This window comes from Desulforamulus aeronauticus DSM 10349 (assembly GCF_900142375.1).
GTDB lineage: Bacteria > Bacillota > Desulfotomaculia > Desulfotomaculales > Desulfotomaculaceae > Desulfotomaculum > Desulfotomaculum aeronauticum.
The window spans coordinates 15,766-34,698 of the sequence record NZ_FRAR01000004.1; the positions used below are offsets into that span (position 1 = coordinate 15,766).

18 protein-coding genes and 1 other annotated feature are annotated in these 18,933 nt (G+C 42.3%); of the genes, 2 read left to right on the forward strand and 16 right to left on the reverse strand.

Annotation, left to right across the window (positions count from 1 at the left end):
- Positions 1–4 precede the first annotated feature (4 nt).
- The 9 genes from BUA78_RS00080 to pdxR all read right to left on the reverse strand — a co-directional run bounded on the left by BUA78_RS00080 (position 5) and on the right by pdxR (position 10,004).
- Positions 5–988, reverse strand: a complete 984-nt coding sequence (locus BUA78_RS00080; protein ID WP_072910467.1) for an ABC transporter substrate-binding protein — start codon at positions 986–988, stop codon at positions 5–7.
- A 218-nt stretch (positions 989–1,206) separates the two neighbouring features.
- Positions 1,207–1,452 (reverse strand) — a binding site (T-box leader).
- Between the two features lie 102 nt (positions 1,453–1,554).
- The gene (locus BUA78_RS00085) at positions 1,555–2,298 is read right to left on the reverse strand and encodes an ABC transporter permease (protein ID WP_072910245.1); all 744 of its coding nucleotides are present in this window, start codon (positions 2,296–2,298) and stop codon (positions 1,555–1,557) included.
- Positions 2,298–3,215 carry an ABC transporter ATP-binding protein gene (locus tag BUA78_RS00090; RefSeq protein WP_072910246.1) on the reverse strand — a complete coding sequence of 306 codons (918 nt, stop codon included), beginning with the start codon at positions 3,213–3,215 and terminating at the stop codon, positions 2,298–2,300. Before BUA78_RS00090 ends, BUA78_RS00085 begins: the two co-directional genes overlap by 1 nt.
- 26 nt (positions 3,216–3,241) lie before the next feature.
- Positions 3,242–4,651, reverse strand: a complete 1,410-nt coding sequence (locus BUA78_RS00095; protein ID WP_072910247.1) for a sensor histidine kinase — start codon at positions 4,649–4,651, stop codon at positions 3,242–3,244.
- Complete coding sequence (locus tag BUA78_RS00100) at positions 4,644–5,330, reverse strand: response regulator transcription factor (RefSeq protein WP_072910248.1); 687 nt, start codon at positions 5,328–5,330, stop codon at positions 4,644–4,646. Before BUA78_RS00100 ends, BUA78_RS00095 begins: the two co-directional genes overlap by 8 nt.
- 274 nt (positions 5,331–5,604) lie before the next feature.
- Entirely contained in the window at positions 5,605–6,351 is a 747-nt protein-coding gene (gene map, locus BUA78_RS00105) for a type I methionyl aminopeptidase (protein ID WP_072910249.1), read from the reverse strand.
- A gap of 3 nt (positions 6,352–6,354) precedes the next feature.
- Positions 6,355–7,359, reverse strand: a complete 1,005-nt coding sequence (locus BUA78_RS00110; RefSeq protein ID WP_072910250.1) for an oxidoreductase — start codon at positions 7,357–7,359, stop codon at positions 6,355–6,357.
- A 257-nt stretch (positions 7,360–7,616) separates the two neighbouring features.
- Positions 7,617–8,183 carry a flavin reductase family protein gene (locus BUA78_RS00115; protein ID WP_072910251.1) on the reverse strand — a complete coding sequence of 189 codons (567 nt, stop codon included), beginning with the start codon at positions 8,181–8,183 and terminating at the stop codon, positions 7,617–7,619.
- Between the two features lie 303 nt (positions 8,184–8,486).
- Positions 8,487–10,004, reverse strand: a complete 1,518-nt coding sequence (gene pdxR / locus BUA78_RS00120; protein WP_072910252.1) for a MocR-like pyridoxine biosynthesis transcription factor PdxR — start codon at positions 10,002–10,004, stop codon at positions 8,487–8,489.
- A 116-nt stretch (positions 10,005–10,120) separates the two neighbouring features.
- Between pdxR and BUA78_RS00125 the strand changes: the two genes are divergently transcribed.
- Both BUA78_RS00125 and BUA78_RS00130 read left to right on the forward strand, forming a co-directional pair.
- Positions 10,121–10,846, forward strand: a complete 726-nt coding sequence (locus BUA78_RS00125; RefSeq protein ID WP_139257205.1) for an AzlC family ABC transporter permease — start codon at positions 10,121–10,123, stop codon at positions 10,844–10,846.
- On the forward strand, positions 10,836–11,177 hold the full coding sequence (locus tag BUA78_RS00130) for an AzlD domain-containing protein (RefSeq protein WP_072910253.1): 342 nt from the start codon (positions 10,836–10,838) through the stop codon (positions 11,175–11,177). Before BUA78_RS00125 ends, BUA78_RS00130 begins: the two co-directional genes overlap by 11 nt.
- Before the next feature lie 49 nt (positions 11,178–11,226).
- On the opposite strand, the gene BUA78_RS00135 is transcribed toward BUA78_RS00130, so the two are convergent.
- The 7 genes from BUA78_RS00135 to BUA78_RS00165 form a co-directional block, all read right to left on the reverse strand.
- A complete protein-coding gene (locus BUA78_RS00135) occupies positions 11,227–13,314 on the reverse strand; it encodes a DNA topoisomerase III (protein WP_072910254.1) in 2,088 nt (695 codons plus the stop codon).
- A gap of 35 nt (positions 13,315–13,349) precedes the next feature.
- Positions 13,350–13,883, reverse strand: coding sequence for a GNAT family N-acetyltransferase (locus tag BUA78_RS00140; RefSeq protein ID WP_072910255.1), 534 nt, complete (start codon positions 13,881–13,883; stop codon positions 13,350–13,352).
- 26 nt (positions 13,884–13,909) lie between these two features.
- Positions 13,910–14,692 (reverse strand): DUF6544 family protein, encoded by a 783-nt coding sequence (locus BUA78_RS00145; protein ID WP_072910256.1) that lies wholly within the window; start codon positions 14,690–14,692, stop codon positions 13,910–13,912.
- 376 nt (positions 14,693–15,068) lie between these two features.
- Positions 15,069–15,824 carry a sporulation protein gene (locus BUA78_RS00150; protein ID WP_072910257.1) on the reverse strand — a complete coding sequence of 252 codons (756 nt, stop codon included), beginning with the start codon at positions 15,822–15,824 and terminating at the stop codon, positions 15,069–15,071.
- A 15-nt stretch (positions 15,825–15,839) separates the two neighbouring features.
- Positions 15,840–16,883 (reverse strand): ATP-grasp domain-containing protein, encoded by a 1,044-nt coding sequence (locus BUA78_RS00155; RefSeq protein WP_072910258.1) that lies wholly within the window; start codon positions 16,881–16,883, stop codon positions 15,840–15,842.
- A 25-nt stretch (positions 16,884–16,908) separates the two neighbouring features.
- The gene (locus BUA78_RS00160) at positions 16,909–18,150 is read right to left on the reverse strand and encodes a TerD family protein (protein WP_072910259.1); all 1,242 of its coding nucleotides are present in this window, start codon (positions 18,148–18,150) and stop codon (positions 16,909–16,911) included.
- Between the two features lie 39 nt (positions 18,151–18,189).
- Positions 18,190–18,876, reverse strand: a complete 687-nt coding sequence (locus tag BUA78_RS00165; protein ID WP_072910260.1) for a TIGR00266 family protein — start codon at positions 18,874–18,876, stop codon at positions 18,190–18,192.
- Positions 18,877–18,933: the final 57 nt, after the last annotated feature.

Below are 18,933 nucleotides of genomic sequence, written 5' to 3' on the forward strand. Positions count from 1 at the left end.
CACCCTACTTAATTACTTTTTTAGCCTTGGCTTTGAGTTCTTCGGGAATAGTTACACCCATCCGCTCCGCCGCCTGCAGGTTGATAGTAAGCTCAGAACCAACCTGACTTTGAATGGCCATTTCTTGGGGTTTTTCACCCTTGATAATACGCAGGGCCATTCTCCCGGTGGTGCGCCCCAATTGGTAATAGTCAATACCGACGGTGGCTAAGGCACCCTTTGCTACTGAGTCGCTTTCACCAGCAATCACCGGCAGTTTGTTTTCTTCAGCCACTTTAAGAACCGCCGCTAAAGAGGAAATCACCATGTTATCGGTAGGTAGATAGATAGCATTCACTTTTCCTACCAGGGATTGAGCTGCCTGCATGACCTCGCTACTGGCTGTGACAGTAACCTTTACTAACTGTACGTCTAGCTCAGGAGCTACTCGCTCTGCTACCTCCACCTGTACCTGGGAATTGATTTCGCTGGCATTATAGATAATACCAATACTTTTCACATTTGGCACAATATCTTTAATCAGTTGTAGTTGATCCTTGACTGGGTTCATGTCAATGGTGCCGGTAACATTGGTAGCCGGTTTATCCATGCTTTTTACCAATTTGGCACTGACTGGGTCAGTGACCGCTGTAATTAAAATGGGAATATCTTTAGTTTCGTTGGCCATCATCATGGCCGAAGGTGTGGCAACAGCCAACAACAAATCATTTTTGTCCTGAACTAACTTGCGAGCGATGGTCTGCAGATTCCCTTGATCCCCCTGCGCATTTTGATAATCCACCACTAGCTTGTCACCCTCCGCGTAGCCTTGCTCTTTCAGGAGATCTAAAAAGCCCTGTCTGGCAGCATCTAAAGACGGGTGCTCGACAATTTGTATAATCCCCAATTTTACCTTCTCATTCGCTTGGTCTTGAGGTGCTTCGCTAGCCCCGCAACCAGTTAACCCAAGAACCATCATCAACATGACAGATAGTAGTATTTTTTTCATTTTTAGTACCTCCAAAAAATTATTTTTGTTTTTCCTCAAATCCCTAGCTAACAACTCAAAGAAGATAAAACCCTCCCTTCGGGCCAAAAAATAAAAAACTCTTCATCCCTAGACAAGGGACGAAGAGTTATCTCCGCGGTACCACCCAAATTGGCTAACAAGCCCAGCTCAAAAGTACGGGATGGCACTCCCCCGGTAAATAAAAAACACTTCATCCTCTAAGGGACGAAATGTTTGATTTCGCTGTACCACCCTACTTGTGTAGTCGCTTTTACCGGTACGGGATTTGCATCCGATACCTCCTCCCTTTTAACGGCAGGACCCCGGCTGCACCTACTTCAATCTTTCACTGCAGCAACTCCGGAGGGAACTTCAATCAGCCATACCATAAAGAAGCTCTCAGTCGCGACTTCTTCTCCCTGGAAGGTTGGGAATGATCTACTTTCCTCCATCAATGTCGATGGTGTATGATGTTATTTAATAAATTAGCATAAGTCCACTGCTAAGTCAATCATTAAATATTTTGGTAAAGGTAGGTTTCAACATTTTTTAGGGAGATTTGCTCCTTATTGAATATCCCGTTTTTCAGAAATGACGAATGCCGTGATGAAGAAAATGAAAAATGCCGGAACTAGAAATTCCCAAGTATGTGAGATGCTACGAATACCCGTTGGGTACCAGTCAATATCTTGTAAAATTACATAATAAGGCAAAGCGGGGAACAATAACGGTCCAATGCTTGGCATGGCTATTGAAATAAAGGCAACCATGATAAAAACTCCCGCTGTAATTAAGGGTGGCACAAAATGACGCGTCCATATACCAATACAAATAATAATGGGCATTAAAGAAAATTGCATGAGACCCGTTTTGCAAGCTAAGGGAAAATATCGTACAAAGGCAGCCCAAGGACTGGTGTTCAGAAAGATAGTGCCAGTTAAAATGATTAAAACATGAGATATCAGGATGAATCCCATAATTGTTATCAGAAGGGTCACTGTCTTGGCTACTAGAATGGATTTGCGGTTTACAGGTAGGGTGTACAAATTAATGATCGCCCCGGTTTGATATTCCTGAACAAAAATGAAAGCAGCAAGGGCGCTAAAGGTCAGAGGAAACACAAACAAATGGTTTACCTGCATACCTAGGGCGATAATATCTACCCACTCGGCCCGAAGTCCCAAATTATTTATTTTTAAGGAAGTGGATAGCAGAGTAATAAAAGGTGCTATCAACACTGCAATGAAGGCAGAAAGCAATATCTTGGAGCGTTTCCATTTCATAAATTCTAAGCGCATGACAGTCAGCATTATTCTTCACCTCCGGTAATTCTCATAAAGCGGTCCTCTAAGGTCTCCTGATGCAGGGTGAGGTGAGAAACCTCAAGGCCTGCTTCCAAGAGTAAGCGATTTACTAAGGCGGGCTGGTCTAGTTGCCCATATACATGAAGATAACCATTTTCCAATAAATCAATTTTTTGCATCGCTAAATTTTGCTTTATCACAGTAATAGCTATCTGGGGATCACTGACCTTCAATTCAAGATACCTCTGTCCTTGCCGATGCATTTCCTCTAAAGTAATCTCTTCTGCCAAAGTCCCATTGTGAATAATACCCACCCGGGTAGCCATTTGCTCAACTTCCGACAAAATATGACTGGATACAAAAATAGTAATATTCTGTTCTCGATTTAAGTTTTTGATGATATCACGAATTTCCTTAATACCTGCCGGATCGAGGCCGTTTGTTGGTTCATCAAGAATAAGGAAATCGGGGCTGTGTAACAGGGCTCTAGCTAGTCCAAGTCTTTGCTTCATGCCTAAAGAAAATCCTTTAACAACCCGGTTGGCTGCCGCAGTTAATCCCATAAAATTTAGTACTTCGTTGATTCGTGACGGTTTAATTTCAAACATTTTTGCATTATAATACAGGTTTTCTTTAGCCGTTAAATTAGGATAAAACCCAGGATATTCAATGGTTGCACCGATACGTCGAAAAAGGTCTTTACCCAAGTTTGTTTTGGGTACACCAAAAAGTTGAATGTCACCCCTAGTTGGCTTAATTAAATCCATGATCATGCGAATAGTGGTGGTTTTACCAGCCCCGTTTCGCCCCAGAAAACCATAGATTTCCCCTCTGTTAACAGTTATATTTAAGTCTTGTACAGCCCAATGATCGTTATATTTTTTACTAAGATTTGCGATTGTTAAAACAGGTTCTTTTAGCATGTGAATGTCCCCTTCGTTTGAGTGACTTAGTGAGGTATTTTAATGCAAAACCGGTAATCATCATTTTGATGCTCTAGCCATATCTCTCCACCATGTAGTTCTATAATATTCTTAGCAATGGATAAACCTAATCCGGCACTCCTGGGCATAACACCCTGTTCCAGGGTGTTAGCCCCATTATAAAATCGTTCAAAGACCTGATTTGCCTGTTCTTTAGTCATGGACAATCCTTTATTAATTACAGCAAGACTCACTCCTTGCTCTTCTGTTCTCAGGGTTACCTTAATGGTTCCCGGTTTAACACTAAACTTTAAAGCGTTGACCAGTAAATTATCCATCGTTCGTGCTAGTTTATCTGGATCAACCAATACCGGTACCGGTGCCTCACCCAATTGATATTCTATTGTGACGTCATTTTTTTCAGCAATTGGCTCAAATTCAACAATCATTTGTTCCATCATTTGATGTAAGTCAATGTTTTGCTTGGCCAGCTTTACTTCACCACTGGTAAGCCATGTGTACTCAAAAAGGTCATCAATCAATTTTTTTAGTTGGCCAGCCTTATTGTAGCTGCTGGAAATATAATGGGCTACTTCTTTAGGGTAATGATAATTTTTTTCTGTAAGTAAAGTTAAATAACCAATGATGCTGGTCAGAGGTGTGCGTAAGTCGTGGGATATATTCGTAATTAAGTCTAGCTTAGACTTTTCAACTGCCCTTTCCTGAGCTATTTTTTCCTGCAACTGCTGAGCCATGATGTTAATATTGTGCGAGAGAGTGCCAAGCTCATCTTGGCTGCATAAGGGTAATCGTATTTGCAGATTGCCATTGGCAATTTCCTGGACACTGTTATTGATAGCTTGAATTTGCTGCATTTTATTTCTGGTGAACCAGTAAAAAAGCAGCGAAAAAATAGTGACAAAAACAGTACTATTGAACAGGTAGTTAAATTTGTAATTTATACCTGTCTCAGCATATAAAGTACCTTTCACTACCAAATATACGTTATTACCATTCACTATTATTGGTTTAACCTCCGAGAAGTGTTTACCCGGAGCAGGGGTTTGGAGAGATTCTTTCGTTTCATACAGGATACGATGAATATCTAAACTGTCTTCTGTGGCCCCGGTGGAATGATACAAAACCTTGCCGGAAACGTCTGTTAAATAGATTCTTAGGTCATCTCCCCGCTTGCTTGCTTCATCTAACAATGAGGACAGCTGCTGATTCTTATTTATCTGTGGGAGCTTCTGCTCTATCCACTCTGCCTGGTCCTTAACAGCGCTTTTACTAGATGCATAGCTGGTGTAGTGTTCTGCCCGGATATCTCGAGTCATGTAGTCCAGGAAATAGAAAAAAATAAAACTTAAAATCAAACAAAAAACGAAGGTGGCCAATAGTTTTAACCGTAGTGAAATATTTTGCCGATTAGACAATTTTATAGCCAACTCCCCATACCGTTTTAATATACTGAGGCTCCCTTGGATTCGCTTCAATTTTGTCCCGTATATTTCGGATATGTACCATTACGGTACTCTCCGATTGCAGGGCCTCTTCCCTCCAGACGCATTCATAAATTTGCTGCGCACTAAACACTTGCCCACGATGACTGGCCATTAACTCTAGTATTTTAAACTCTAAAGGGGTTAACGAAATTTCCTGGCCCCTTAGCTTTACCATATGATGGTCTGGTTGAATCACCAAATCTCCTAATTCAATTTCATTCTCCTTGGTTTCCTGGTTTAATAATTTGCTTCTTCTAAGGTGAGCTTTAACCCTAGCCACCAGTTCCAACGGATTAAAGGGCTTGGTGACATAATCGTCGGCCCCTGAGGTTAACCCCATAATTTTATCCATAGCTTCGTTTTTAGCAGAAAGCATGATAATGGGTATTTGCAAGGTTTGACGTATTTTCATACAGGCTTGCATACCATCCAAATAGGGCATCATAACATCCATGATAATCAAATCCACCCGGTCTTGTTTTAGCATATCAAGAGCCTGCAGACCATCCTCAGCCTGTAAAACCCGATAACCCTCATTTTTTAGGAAGACCTGGACAACCTCGCGAATTTCGGCTTCATCATCAATAACTAAAACAGATATCTGCTCCATCACCTAACCCCTTTTTGGCAATTTTGCTAAACCATACTAGATTTGCTAAAAATCTGCCATTTTAATATACCGTCTGTTTTTTAATTGTTTGCTGTATCAATTATCATAAAGGTATTTTCTTAAAAACGATTTTAGAAAATCTAAAGATTTTCTAAAGAATAGGCTGTGAAGCTGGCGTAATAAAAAACGAAGAGATACCCATTTAAATAAGTATCTCTTCGTTTATAACATTCTATGACCAACCTATTTCATCTCTATAACCAGGGATGTATTTTTATAATTCAGTTAGTATTACAGGGGCGTCCTTGGTTATGGCAAGGGTGTGCTCATATTGAACGCAGATTGAGCCATCAATGGTACTGGCCGTCCAGCCATCTGGAGCTAATTTTGCGCGCCAATCACCAGTGGTAATCATTGGTTCAATGGCGATCGTCATGCCCGGCTTTAATAAGGTACCTCTATTGGGTCTACCGTAATGTGGAATCTGGGGTTCTTCCCAGAGGCTTTGGCCGATGCCGTGACCACAAAATTCCCTCACAACACCATAGTTAAGACTCTCGGCATGGCTTTGGATGGCGTGACCAATGTCCCCGATCCGTTTTCCAGGCTGGGCCTGCTCTATGCCTAAGAAAAGACACTCCTTCGTGACCTGCATAAGCTTTGCAATCTCCGGTGAAACATTTCCTACGGCATAACTCCAGGCTGAATCTCCATGATAGCCCTTATACAGTGCGCCTATATCAATAGTCACAACATCACCGTCTTTAAGCTCTTTTGCACTAGGAAAACCATGACAGATAACATCATTTATGGCTACACAAATAGTAGCTGGAAACCCATGATGTCCCTTAAAACTGGGAATCGCTCCTCTGCTGCGAATGAGTTTTTCTGTAAGCTGATCTAGCTCCAGGGTTGTTATTCCAGGTTTAATTTTCTCTGCTAGCATGGCATGACATTCTGCTACAATTTTTCCGGCATCACCCATAATGGCAATTTCCCTTGGTGACTTTAAAACAATCAATACTTACCCTCCATTCCGCAGGCTTTCTATGGCCTGCTCGGCCCACTTTGAATTGTTCAGAATCGCTCTACCCACGCCAATCAGGTCTGCTTTCCCTTCAGCCAGCAGTTGCTCGGCTGCCTGTGGTTCGGTAATGCCACCGGTGAGGATAACCGGAATCGTCACCACTTTTTTGATGGCTTGTGTCAATGGGAAGAAATAACCTTGCCCCCTCAAGGTCGGCACAGCATAGCCGGAGAAACCACCGGATATATCTAGAATATTTACGCCAGCTTTAGCAAATTCCTGGGCGGCGATTTTGCTATCTTCAAGGGTGCTGCCGCCCTCCAGGTAATCAGAGGCACCTAACCTCAAGAGCAGAGGGAAATCTGGCCCCACAGCCGAGCGTACTGCTTCGATAATCTCTAGATGAAGGCGGATACGGTTATGAATAGCCCCGCCATATTGATCAGTCCGTTTGTTGGTCAGCGGCGAAAAAAACTGATTAAGCAGATAGCCATGGGCAGAATGGATTTCCACCCCAGCAAAACCTGCTTCTTTGGTACGGCGGGCAGCAGCCTGAAAAGCTTGCACAATATCAGTAATTTCCCCTTGGCTCAGTTCCTGTGGCGATTCCCCTCCATGACGAGGATTACAAACTGCCGAAGGACCAACCGGCGTGGTGCCAATGACCTCCTTAGATGCTGCACTGCCGGCGTGATTAAGTTGCATGACCGCTTGAGAGCCATTTTGTTGAATCACCTCGGCTAACTTCCGCAAGCCTTCCACCGTTGTATCTTCTGCCACAGATAGCTGTTGTTTGCTGGCTTTTCCTTCAGGCAGAATAAAACTATGTTCAACGATGATCAGAGATATATAGCCACCCTGGGATTTTTCCTTATAGTAGTCGAGAATGGTCGAACTGACTTTGCCATCGGGTTCCGCTTTAGCAGTTGCCATCGGTGGCATAACCAGGCGGTTATGCAGTTTTAATGAGCCTACTTGTAATGGTTTCAGTAAATGGGACATGAAGCACCTCCTAAGCTATTACCCTCTTAATGATTATTGCTTCCATGCTGACGTTCTTTATCCTGCTTAGTATACTATTTGATTTTGCATTATATTTCTGCAGGGTTAACTGTCTTTCTAAAAAACAGGGAAATAGATATCTTGGGCTTCACTGGTCGGATAATTTTAGCAAGCTTCCTCATAAACCACAAAGTAGTCTTGTAAAGGAGTGTATCTATCATTTTCTGATAGAGCTAGACTTAGTTAGCAGGTATGCCTTATTTATTTTGTAACTTCTTATATTCCATACCTTCTTTAAACACGTTTCCCACAGCCTGGCCTAAATCATAATAACTGGTGCCCATCATAATCATCGGATTAATTTTTAATGGATCAGGCTTGTCATCTGTTAAGCATTGTTTATTTAGGTAGGTCGAAACGATTTCCCCAAAGAACACTTCAAAGCCACAAATAGGAACACTTTGTGTGACCTTACAAAGAAAATTCAACGGACACTCGCTAATCATGGGCGCTTTTTCAAGTTCATCGTAAAACGAAGTGAACATAATGGACTTGTCTGTTGTTTTGCCCGATACGACACCGCAATAATCTGTTATTTGAACCATATCTGCCGAGGGTATATTGATAGTAAAGTAGCCAGTTTCCTTAACCCCCATGGTTGTATAATGAGTGCTTTTTAATGAGATGTAAAACACTGGTTCCAGGCACACCACACCAAATGCCCCAACGGTAGCATAGTTAGGCTTGCCCTTTACATCGGCTCCGACAAGGACCGTTGGAGCCGGACTTACCATAGGGTAATTTTTAATTTTTATTTTTTCCACCTTAAAACCTCCCGAATTTTATTTTGCTTGGTATATCTAAGAAGCCAGCATTAAAAATATAAGGGAAATTCTAAAAAAGGAATAGACTTTTTCTTTCTAATGATTTAACCTATTGTTATAGTATGCCCCAAGGCCCATAGGCCATTTTTTAATTTTCCTGGGCATCTGTGTAAATTTAAAAAAGACTATGTTAAAAAGCCGATTACCCTGATCATGGGGAAAATCGGCTTTTTCATTTTATATTTGAAGGGTCCTCTCTTGTTCTATTCGGAATTGCTGACCCTGTGCTTTGGGCCAAATAGGCTAGACAATTGGGTTTAATTGATTTTCTGAGACGGTCTTGGTCGCTTTATTTTTGTGTATGAGCTCAAATGCTTTGCTTAGCCTTTTTACTCCTTCCACCAGCACTGGTTCGGGGTGGGTGACAAAACAAAGGCGAAACTCACTTTCTTCGCTGGGTACAGTATAAAAGGCCTGGCCTGGGACAAAGAAAACGCCACATTTAATTGCTTCCTGCAATAATCTCGCAGAAGTAATTGGTTTTTTTATTTTGCACCAAAGGTAAAAACCGCCGTCGGGGACATCAAAAGAAATCTCCTTATCCAGATAGCGTCTAACAGTTTTGACCAGGACATCCCTTCTTTTTTTATACTCCCTTCTCGTAAATTTTAAGTGCTCTTCATAATATCCCTGTTTCAGATATAGGTTTAATAGCCATTGGGAAAAATTATTGCTATGCAGATCAACATACTGTTTTTCTAAGGCCAGCCGATTAATTAAGGCAGGGTGACCGGTGAGATAGCCAGTACGAAGGCCCGGTGTAATGGTTTTAGAAAAGGTACTCATATAAATGACACTTTCAGAGTTATCCAAGGATTTTAGTGCTAAGGGAGGTTTTTCACCATAATAGAGTTGGCTGTAAGGGTCGTCCTCCATGATGACGAGGCGATGTCTCATGGCCAAGCGTAATAAATCCCTACGCTCCTGTTCAGTAAGTACTTGTCCGGTAGGGTTGTTATATGTGGAAATAATGTAAAACAATTTGGGCCGGTATCGAATGAGGTAATCCTCCAGAATATCCAGATTCAATGAATTATCCTCGGGTAGGATTAGCATGCGGGCTCCGATAGCCTGAAAGATTTGAATCGCTCCGATATAGGTTGGGGACTGAACGATAACATAATCACCCCGTTCCAGTAACACCTTACTGGTTAAGTACAATCCCTGCTGGGAACCGGAGATGATTAACGTCCGATCTGGGGTCGTATCAATTCCTTGTTGTGAAAGCATACTGGCCACGGTTTCGCGTAAGGGTTGATAACCTTCGGTCGGAATATAGCCAAAGTCCGCAGGATTTGTTGCGCAAAGATACTTTTTAAATAAGCTGTTAAAGATATCCAGTGGATAAAAAGACGGGTCTGGCATACCGGTGGCCAGAGAGATTATTTCACTGGCATAGGGAGTAGAAACCAATTCCTTTAATATCGATGTCATGGGTGTTTGGGGGTAAGGAATAAAAAGCTGTGACCACGGTATTTGAAAGGTTTCGCTATGAAGCGGCGAGTTTTCTTTTACATAGGTGCCACTTCCCACTTTGGTAGCCACCAGCTCTTCCTGTTCCAACCAGCGGTAGGCATTAATAGCGGTCGTTCGGCTAACACCAAAAAATTTGCATAATTCACGTTCTGGCGGCAGCTTGGTTCCCTTTGGTAGGGTGTTGTCAATTATTTTTTGCGCAATACTATTGGCAATCTGTAAATAAAGAGGTGTTTCGGAGGCTGAATCAATTTTGGTTTCAATAAGATATTTGGATATATCCATTTATTCATTACCACCTTATAATATCCAATTAAATAGATAATTAATTAAATTGGATATTTACGATTATCTTCCTGCTAGTTAAGATAATAAATATTACTTTTGGGGAGGCGGCAAATATGGCAAAGCCTGTGGTTGCCCAAGCAGGGAATTTGCAGGTACTAGATGTAAGTCAAGGATTGCGGGAAAGCATTCCGGTTTTGTTGGGAGTCATCCCCTTTGGCATCACCTGTGGCATTATCGGAATTACCACGGGTCTAACTCATGTGGAAACAATTTTGATGTCGTTACTGGTTTTTGCTGGGGCATCCCAGTTTGTTGCTATGACCATGCTGGGTGCAGGCATCGCAGATTGGAGTATCATTGTTTTTACTACATTTTTAATCAATTTAAGGCATTTTATAATGGGTGCTTCCTTAGCCCCCTATATGATGAAACTGCCCCTTCCCTTTCAAGCTTTGCTGTCCTTTGGTATGGTCGATGAATCCTATGCATTGACAGCTAACCGAATTTATAAAGTTGGGTATAGCCCCTATTACCAATTGAGTGTCAGCATGAGCCTTTATCTTACCTGGGTCATCTCTACTGTTTTCGGGGTTATGATGGGTGGTTATCTAGCCAATTGCTTGGAATGGGGGCTAGACTTCGCCATGACGGCAACTTTTCTGGTGCTTTTAATTCCTCGTTTGGTGGATCGGATTAGTCTATTGGTCTGCACTTTATCAGGCATCATTGCGGTTTTAGCGGCATTGTATCTACCTGGCAAGTGGTATATTATTGTCGCCTGTCTGGTTGCCAGTGTTATTGGTTCCATTATGGAAAGGATGCGTGGTCATGAGAAGTGATATTTTATTGATTATTCTTGGTATGGCGGTAGTTACCTTTGTCACCAGATTTGGTTGTTTGATTCTGTTTCGTCAAACTGGCGTACCCGCCTTTTTAGAAGGATGGTTAAAACATGTTCCCACCGCCATATTAACAGCTTTAATTCTACCAAGCCTGCTTCTCCCCAAGGGGTATCTTGATTTATCTTTGCAAAATCACTACTTATTGGCGGGTATCTTCGCTTCTCTGGTGGCCTATAAAAGCCGAAGTATTCTAGCTACAGTGGGTCTGGGTATCATACTGATGTTTTCCTTGCATTGGGCGGGTCAGACAGGGTTGTTATCTTTTTAAATGTGAATGTCTAAAAGCCAGGTCCCCCTGGCTTTTAGACATTATTTAGTTAGGAAAAATCAAAAGAAATTTTACCCTGCTTAAGGACTAATGCGGCATCAAACTTTTTCCCTGTCTTGGCAGAAGTAAATCCTGTGCAGAGTATTTTTCCTTCTGTTACTAACTGTTTGGCTTCTTCAAAAGAGATTGCTTTCTGTAAAATCTGTTTACCCAGGGAGAATTTACATCCCTCACGGTACCCGGAACAAGCAAAATTTTTTGGATACTCTACAATATCCCTGCCGCATACCGGACATGGGCCGACTACCTGCTTGGCGTTAGGGTTATTGCCTTTGGTAGGCTGTTCTTTAATCAGGTTAACAATCCTTTTGGTTAACTCAACAATACCCGTCATAAAGTCAGTGGGATTGACTTGGCCTGCTTCGATATCAATCAGTGCTTTCTCCCATTCACCGGTCATTTGTGGGCTGGAAACCACTTCTGGTACTAAATCGGCTAGTGTTTCGCCCTTTTCGGTAGGGATTAATGCCTTACCCTTTCTTTCTAAGTAACCTACCTTAATCAGTCTTTCAATGATGGCGGCCCTGGTTGCACTGGTTCCCAGTCCGTGTCCCTTCATGACATCCTTTAAGGCTTGATCATCAACAAATTTTCCGGCGCCTTCCATGACTGCCAGTAGTGTCCCCTCGGTGTATCTTTTAGGTGGTTCGGTTTTTTTCTGTTTTAAGGCTGTCTTGGAGATAACAACATTTTCCCCTTTGACTAAGGGCGGCAGTAAAACTTCTTCTTCCTCTTTATCCTTTTTATCGCCTTTGAGCTGCGGCGGGATTACCTCCTTCCAACCCGGACTTAGCTCGATTCTGCCGGAGGTTTGGAAGGTTTCACCAATTACTGCTGTGGTAATTTTGGTTTGTTTGTATTCAGCAGCAGGAAAAAACATGGCTAAAAATCTACGGGCTACCAGATTATAGATTTTAGCCTCCTGGGAAGATAGATTTGAGGTTGGTTTTACATTGGTTGGAATCAAGGCATGGTGATCTCCCACCTTAGAATCATCAATAAACCTCTTTCCCGGCTTAGGTGCCTTTTTAGCGTAGGCCACATAGTGGGCATAGCCGGGTACTGCTTCCAGGGCGCCCAGACGAGAGGGGATAGTCTTTGCCAATTCATTGGTTAAGTGCTTAAACTCCGTTCTGGGATAGCTCAATAGTTTATGTTTCTCATAGAGGGACTGGGCTATTTCCAGTGTTTGGCTGGCAGTAAAACCAAACTTTTTATTAGCTTCTTTCTGTAAATCATTTAAATTAAACAAGGTAGGTGGTGCCTCGGACAGGTTCTTTTCTTCCATTTTGATGATGGAACCGGTTTGTCCAGCAATTTTATCCTTTATCTTGATAGCATCTGCTTCTTGATCAAAGCGGGTTTCGTCCTTATTCTTAAACCACTTACCTTGATACGTCTGTCCATCATGCTTGGTGAAATCTGCTAATAGCTCCCAGTACTGGACCGGTGTAAAGGTCTTAATTTCTCTTTCTCTAGCTACAATAATTCCTAAGGTTGGCGTTTGCACTCGACCGATAGAAAATAAATCTCCGTGTTTCTTGGTAAAGACGCGGGTAGCATTAATACCAATTAACCAGTCCGAGTAGGACCTGGACTCTGCTGCTGCAGCCAATAAATCCTTACCATGTCCCGGCAAAGGATTGGCCAGCCCTTTTCTAATAGCCTCCGGTGTTGTTTCGGATAACCAGAGGCGTTTAAAGGGGCGGTTGTAACCTGCTAAACGCATAATATAGCGTAGAATTAGCTCCCCTTCTCGCCCGGCATCCGTCCCGGCAATTAGTTCCACATCCGGTCGACTCAGAAGCTGTTTGACTACTTGGTACTGTTTAATGGTTTTGGGGTTTGGTTTTAATTGAAAGGAATCCGGTATAATAGGCAAAGTTGAAAGTTGCCATCTTTTTAAGCTAGGATTGTAATCCTCCGGTTCAAATAATTCTACCAGGTGACCAATGGCCCAACTGACAATATACTGGTCGTTTTCAAAATACCCATCCCGTTTGGTAAAAGAACCACCAATGGCGTTGACGATATCTCTCCCCACAGATGGTTTTTCTGCCAGGATAAGCTGTTTCATTTTTAGCCTCCAACAATAGCGGTTATGGAAAATTTTTAGAGCATCTTTTTCATAACGATACCCGGTTCACTCTTTAAACCGACCGGCTGAAAAAAAGCCGGTATCAGGTCAACTTGTTCAAAGCCTAATTTTAGATAGGTTTTCCTAGCTGCGGGCCATTTTTCAGAGACAATTAGGAGAACACTGTTTACTTGGGGGAAATCTTTGCTGGCTTTTGTAATAAGATGCCGCAGCATTCTCCCCCCATATCCCCGGCCTCGGTATTCCGGCAGCACACCCATGGAAGAGACATAAAGTTCCTGCCCCTGGTGACTATGTACTTTTTTAATGGAATGGCCTAAGCTAAGGTTTTCAGCTGATAAATCTTTTTTACTTGACCACAACTCTGAACAAATATAACCTATGGGATCAGCAGATTCGTCTGTCTCCAGCAAAAGAAAACCTTCCGGGAAGACTTCGATTCGCTCCAAAAAGACCTGCGGGGATTCCTTTATACCATTTTTAAAAGACTGATTTTCTATGGCTAAAATCATATCAAGATCACCTGTTGTAGCTTGTCTAAAATGCATCAATGTCCGAGTCCTTTCTTTTGCAATCATCTCAATTCGATTATTTTCAGTGGTCTAACCGCATTTATGGTTCCTTTAAAATATTCATAATCTCCTTTTTCTGTATGCCAGATAGCCTTAAAGTAAGTTGGCATGCGTATGCCATTTTTTTCGAGATAGTTTCCTGCTACCGCGGACCATTTCATTTTTTTATATTCCGTACCCTTTTCGGAATAATATCGATCATCGGTCACAAAGTGCGTAAATTCACCGTTATCGTTAAAGTAAAATAAGCCGCTTACCTTGGTGTTATGATAAGTAATTGTTGCTTTGGCTGTTTTACTATCAATGGCAGTCCAAGCAATATAATCTTGTAACGCATAGGTTGGCACTAGAAAACACTCAGCAAGAACCGTTACTAAGGCGGAAACGTCTATCTCTTTGCCCTTGGCATTCGCCACCGGTATAAATTTTAATAGTTTAATCAGCATATTTCCCTGTCCATCCTGATATTTGTCCCTTCCTTCGAAAGGAAATAGGCCCCCAATAGTACTCTTCATATATACAATACGGGTTGGTTCAGGAACTGAATTAAACTGAGAACAGGTTAAGTTCATCCATTTTGTAGTAGGAGACCTTTTAAATTGAACTTCTGCCCACTGGACTTCGGCCTGGCTCATTTTTACTTTTCCCAGATAGCCACCATGCCGAAAAAATTTTTGTACCGGTTCAGGTAGTGGGGCAAGATCTTTTTCTGTGATTCGTTCATCCGTACACTCTGCATACTTTGCCAATTCTTTTTTGACTTCCGATATATACAGGCTTTTCATAGGTGAATCACCTCATACCATAAAATAAAGAAAGACGACCGCATGTTATTGTGTCGTCTTTTCCATTCACTTACACTATTCATTGTTTAGACCCCATATTCCTCCAGAGCAGCTAATAAAATTCGAAATTTTGAGCAACAAAAACTAGCTCCGTGCTTTTTCGAGTTTGGTGTTATTTTACATGGTCGTATGTCCTGTTAGCACATACTATAAATAACAACACAGGGCAGGGTAGGTGATAGGTTGTGAACGAGATGATTATGGCAGCGTTGATATCGGCGTTTGTTTTCACAATCATGATAACCCAACGGCTAAAAATCTTTAGAATAATAAAAAATCGCAGTAAATACCGTGATAAATTATTTTAACAATATAACTATATTTTACTATATTCCCGCTCAATAAGATCTCTTAAATAAGTCGCAACTTGGCCGGGGCTAGTGACTTGGTGATTGGGGATAGTGACAAATACGTGTCGTTCGTCAAGGTCTAAATTATCTGCAAGGCTAGCAAACAAACCCCTTGTTTTTTTATCAATTTGAAGCATTAGATTAATCCTATCTTCATGGGCTTCTAAATAGAGTTCGAGTTCATCAAGTTTCCCTCTCATAAATTGGGTCGGAGTGTACTCAAATTGCTGGCATTTTCCGTTGTACTCACCTGAACGAGGTTTAGGCTTAAATCCTAGTTCTGTAACAGCATCTAAAATGACCTGTACAGGAGAGTTGGCCTTGACAAAAATGTCATCTACATCCTTAGCATCAATGGCATTTTTAATATCCAAGTTAGTTTCAAAATGATACTTCGTAAAGTAAGTACTGATAGGAATATTGTAGGGTATTTTAAACTGAACCGGAATCGTAATTTCCGGTGAGTTTGCCTTACTATGTAATTTGTTAGCAATCTTTCCGCTGGCAATTTGTTGGCGAACATTTTTTACCCCATCGTCCGTTTTATAGCAGGAGGTTACCACCAGCGCAATATTTATTTCGTCAATCTCTTGGTCCACAGCTCCCCCACGTACCAGAACTTTTCCGTCAATGACTCCACCCAGTTCCACTTGCTGCTGGTTAACAATGAAGTCGACCTTTGCCCCATCAATACCGAGTCCTGCTAATAATTTTTTAAACATTTTACCGCCCCTTTATTATTGTAACTCCAAAAGCATTTCCTTCGGTTGTTTAACAACCATTCTTTCAAGCACAGGTTTTATATCTCGCACTGGTTCACCCAAGGCAAGTTTAAGAGCCAGGTAGGGGAAATTCACTCCTGACATACTGGCAATTGTGATTCCACCGGACATTCTGCGGTTAATTTCAATAAGGTACGGTTCTTCTTTGCAATATCGAAACTGGATATTGCAGATGTAGTCCAGCTTAAAATACCGAATGAGTTTTTTACTTAACTCAATAATTTCTTTCTTATTCTCTAAGAGTTGAACCGAATAACTTCCTAGTTGTGCGTACTCAACCTTACGCCGGGGCACTACTGCAAGGGCTTCACCCTCCCAGCAGAGGCAATCGACACTATATTCAACCCCATCCAGGAAGCTCATGACCAATAAATCATCAAAGAACTTTTTTTGAGAAAGTATTCTTACTGCAGTAGCCATATTGATGGCGGGGCCCTGGTAACCATAGAGTAGATTATCTAATTCATCAAATTCCCGAAGGATTCTAAACCCACGACCTCCTAGACCGCGTCTTGGTTTAAAGCAAATTTCTTCTCCCGCTTCACGTAGTTTCTTTACTGCATCCATAAATTCAGCGATATTGTTTACTACCAGGGAAGTCGGTGCATTAATGCCAATCTCCTGGGCGCTCTGTGCAAGCCTTAACTTGTCGGATACCCGATCGGAAATCTCATTGCGAGGACGGATTACCCGATATCCTTCTTGTTCCAGTATAGCAACTTGCTCACGGTTTAGTATTCGGCTATCCCGTGGGATAACCACATCAATGTTGTGCTCTTGGCAGAGGCCTGTGATAAATTCCAAATATTCTGGCTTATCAGGAGAAGGGCTTACCGTATAGCCCTCATTAAAAAATTCCTCTGGCATATGATCTTCATTGATTGCCCCAGCATGATAGACCTTAATGGAACGTCCTTCGGGATTCTTTTTAAGAAGTTCAGCGATACCTAAATTAGTAGATGACCTCATGCTTGCAATTAAAACCGCTACTTCTTTCATGGCGTAGATTACTCCTTACTGATTTCTAGTCTTTGGATCCCGCTTTCCATCTGAGGCCCCAATTAAAAGCTTTATCCATTTCTGCGTGTCCTGCGAAGTAGCGCATCATGCGCTCAATGCTGAAGGTCTCGTTATTAACATTTTCGATTAGGGCTATAGCACACATAATTTTGCGATTATCGTGTTCATCCATTCTTACCACAATGTCCGGCCCACCCGGTTGCTTAAGGGTTACCACACCATCTGCTTCTGCCCAGTTAGCAACTCCTTGATAGATGAAGGCAAAGACTAGAATTCTCTTAAATTCAGGAATGTGATCGCCATTAATTCTGAGATTTTCCCCAGATGAAACTGCACCGGTTCTGTCATCTCCATCCAATGCGATATAGGGGTAAGCATGCAAATTGCCGAATTGCTTTCCCAAGGCTTGGATGACGCCTTTAGCACCATTTTTCATTTCGATTAAACAACCAAGATCTAGGTCAACTCCACCACTGCCACCAAAGATCGAGCCAAATAACCCTGTAGGCTTACTCGATTTCTGATTCCAATTAAGGTTTATTAGGATTTCTCCTAATTTGTTGTTAGCCTTTTTCTCGAGGTTAATCTTGTCACCCTGCTTTTTGAGTTCAATCTTGGATAAATTAAGTTTTTGCCTTGGTTGCTCCACAGGCGGTTTTTCCACCGGGGGTTTTGGTGTCTCAATGGTCGGCTCATCCGATACAACAATACCAAAATCACCACATAGGGCAGCTAAGCCACCTTGATAGCCCATGGCAATGGGATTTAATTTCCACTCTCCATGATGTCGATAGAGTTCTGCCACGACAATAGCTGTTTCGGTAGTAAAGCCACTGGCTATCGTAAAACGTAATAGCTCTTCATTTCCATTATTAGTTACTCTTAGGTAGACTTGAGGGGTCTGTCCAAAGCTGTGCCCCCTTTTGGGTCCCTCATGTATCGTCAGGGTAAAGGCAATTTTTTGCACATCAGCTGGAACTGCTTTGAGGTTTATGGTTAGTTGTGCTTTATCTGGCGTTTTAGCGGCTTCTACTGTTACCGCCCCGCCGCGTCCGTTGGGATTGCCGTAAAAAATAAAATCTTCATCATTCCTACATTTGCCGTCTTGTTGAAGCATAAAAGCTGCACCATCAATTTCGATGCCGCTATTACTGGTTTCCCAACCCATTCCGACCATAATTTCTGAGAGTCCAGGGAACTTTTTGGTAATATCTGTTTTTTGACCTCTCATGACTGTCAGCGACATGGGAATCACTCCTTATTATTAGGTAACTACATTCAAGGGTTAAGAGTTTCTCGAGGTGGGCAAGAACTGTCTTAACCAGCTGCCAAACCCTCGCGGATTTCTCGTCTGGATAATAACTGGCCCTGGCCCGGTGAACTTACAGACAAGGGCTTCACCGGACGTAAAGGAAGAAATCCAACCCTGTGAAGCCTTTTCAATGGTGTAATGCATATAATCAGGCCAGGCAACTAGGTGACTGTTGTCCACGATAAAGGGTTGTCCTGCTTCCAGGTTGATCACATGGATACCACCATAGGTATTTAGAAATACCATCCCATGCCCACTCACCTTTACCACGAAGAACCCTTCACCGGAAAATAAGCCCTGGGAAAGGTTCTGCATTTTCGTAGACACTTGGAGCCCCGCCGAACCTGCCAAAAAACCATCCTTTTGCACGACCAGACTATAGGTGCCATCTAGTTCCACATCGATAATATCGCCCGGTATAGAGGGTGCCAATAGCACTTCTCCCGGTCCCCTGCGTGCAGTAAGGGTTTGCAAGAAAAAACTTTCCCCTGCTACCATGCGAGCAAGCCCGCCTAACAGTCCCCCCTCCATCTTTCCTTCAACATCTACTGTGGCAGACATACCTACCATGGCATCGGACTCTGCTTTGATGGTTTCTCCTTGTTCCAAATTAACTTGGAGTAATGGGTAGGCTCCCGGATAGAGGATTCTATGCTTCATTTTTAGTACCTCTCTTTTTAGTAGTTACTCACTAAACTATCCCGTTGACTAGCTGGA

Bases quoted from the DNA above. Each gene is read 5' to 3' on its own strand.
- BUA78_RS00160 (WP_072910259.1), bottom strand. From the start codon at position 18,150: ATGTCGCTGACAGTCATGAGAGGTCAAAAAACAGATATTACCAAAAAG.
- BUA78_RS00110 (WP_072910250.1), bottom strand. From the start codon at position 7,359: ATGTCCCATTTACTGAAACCATTACAAGTAGGCTCATTAAAACTGCAT.
- BUA78_RS00155 (WP_072910258.1), bottom strand. From the start codon at position 16,883: ATGAAAGAAGTAGCGGTTTTAATTGCAAGCATGAGGTCATCTACTAAT.
- BUA78_RS00080 (WP_072910467.1), bottom strand. From the start codon at position 988: ATGAAAAAAATACTACTATCTGTCATGTTGATGATGGTTCTTGGGTTA.
- BUA78_RS00135 (WP_072910254.1), bottom strand. From the start codon at position 13,314: ATGAAACAGCTTATCCTGGCAGAAAAACCATCTGTGGGGAGAGATATC.
- pdxR (WP_072910252.1), bottom strand. From the start codon at position 10,004: ATGGATATATCCAAATATCTTATTGAAACCAAAATTGATTCAGCCTCC.
- BUA78_RS00145 (WP_072910256.1), bottom strand. From the start codon at position 14,692: ATGAAAAGCCTGTATATATCGGAAGTCAAAAAAGAATTGGCAAAGTAT.
- BUA78_RS00125 (WP_139257205.1), top strand. From the start codon at position 10,121: ATGGCAAAGCCTGTGGTTGCCCAAGCAGGGAATTTGCAGGTACTAGAT.
- BUA78_RS00085 (WP_072910245.1), bottom strand. From the start codon at position 2,298: ATGCTGACTGTCATGCGCTTAGAATTTATGAAATGGAAACGCTCCAAG.
- BUA78_RS00150 (WP_072910257.1), bottom strand. From the start codon at position 15,824: ATGTTTAAAAAATTATTAGCAGGACTCGGTATTGATGGGGCAAAGGTC.
- BUA78_RS00165 (WP_072910260.1), bottom strand. From the start codon at position 18,876: ATGAAGCATAGAATCCTCTATCCGGGAGCCTACCCATTACTCCAAGTT.
- BUA78_RS00140 (WP_072910255.1), bottom strand. From the start codon at position 13,883: ATGCATTTTAGACAAGCTACAACAGGTGATCTTGATATGATTTTAGCC.
- BUA78_RS00130 (WP_072910253.1), top strand. From the start codon at position 10,836: ATGAGAAGTGATATTTTATTGATTATTCTTGGTATGGCGGTAGTTACC.
- BUA78_RS00100 (WP_072910248.1), bottom strand. From the start codon at position 5,330: ATGGAGCAGATATCTGTTTTAGTTATTGATGATGAAGCCGAAATTCGC.
- BUA78_RS00090 (WP_072910246.1), bottom strand. From the start codon at position 3,215: ATGCTAAAAGAACCTGTTTTAACAATCGCAAATCTTAGTAAAAAATAT.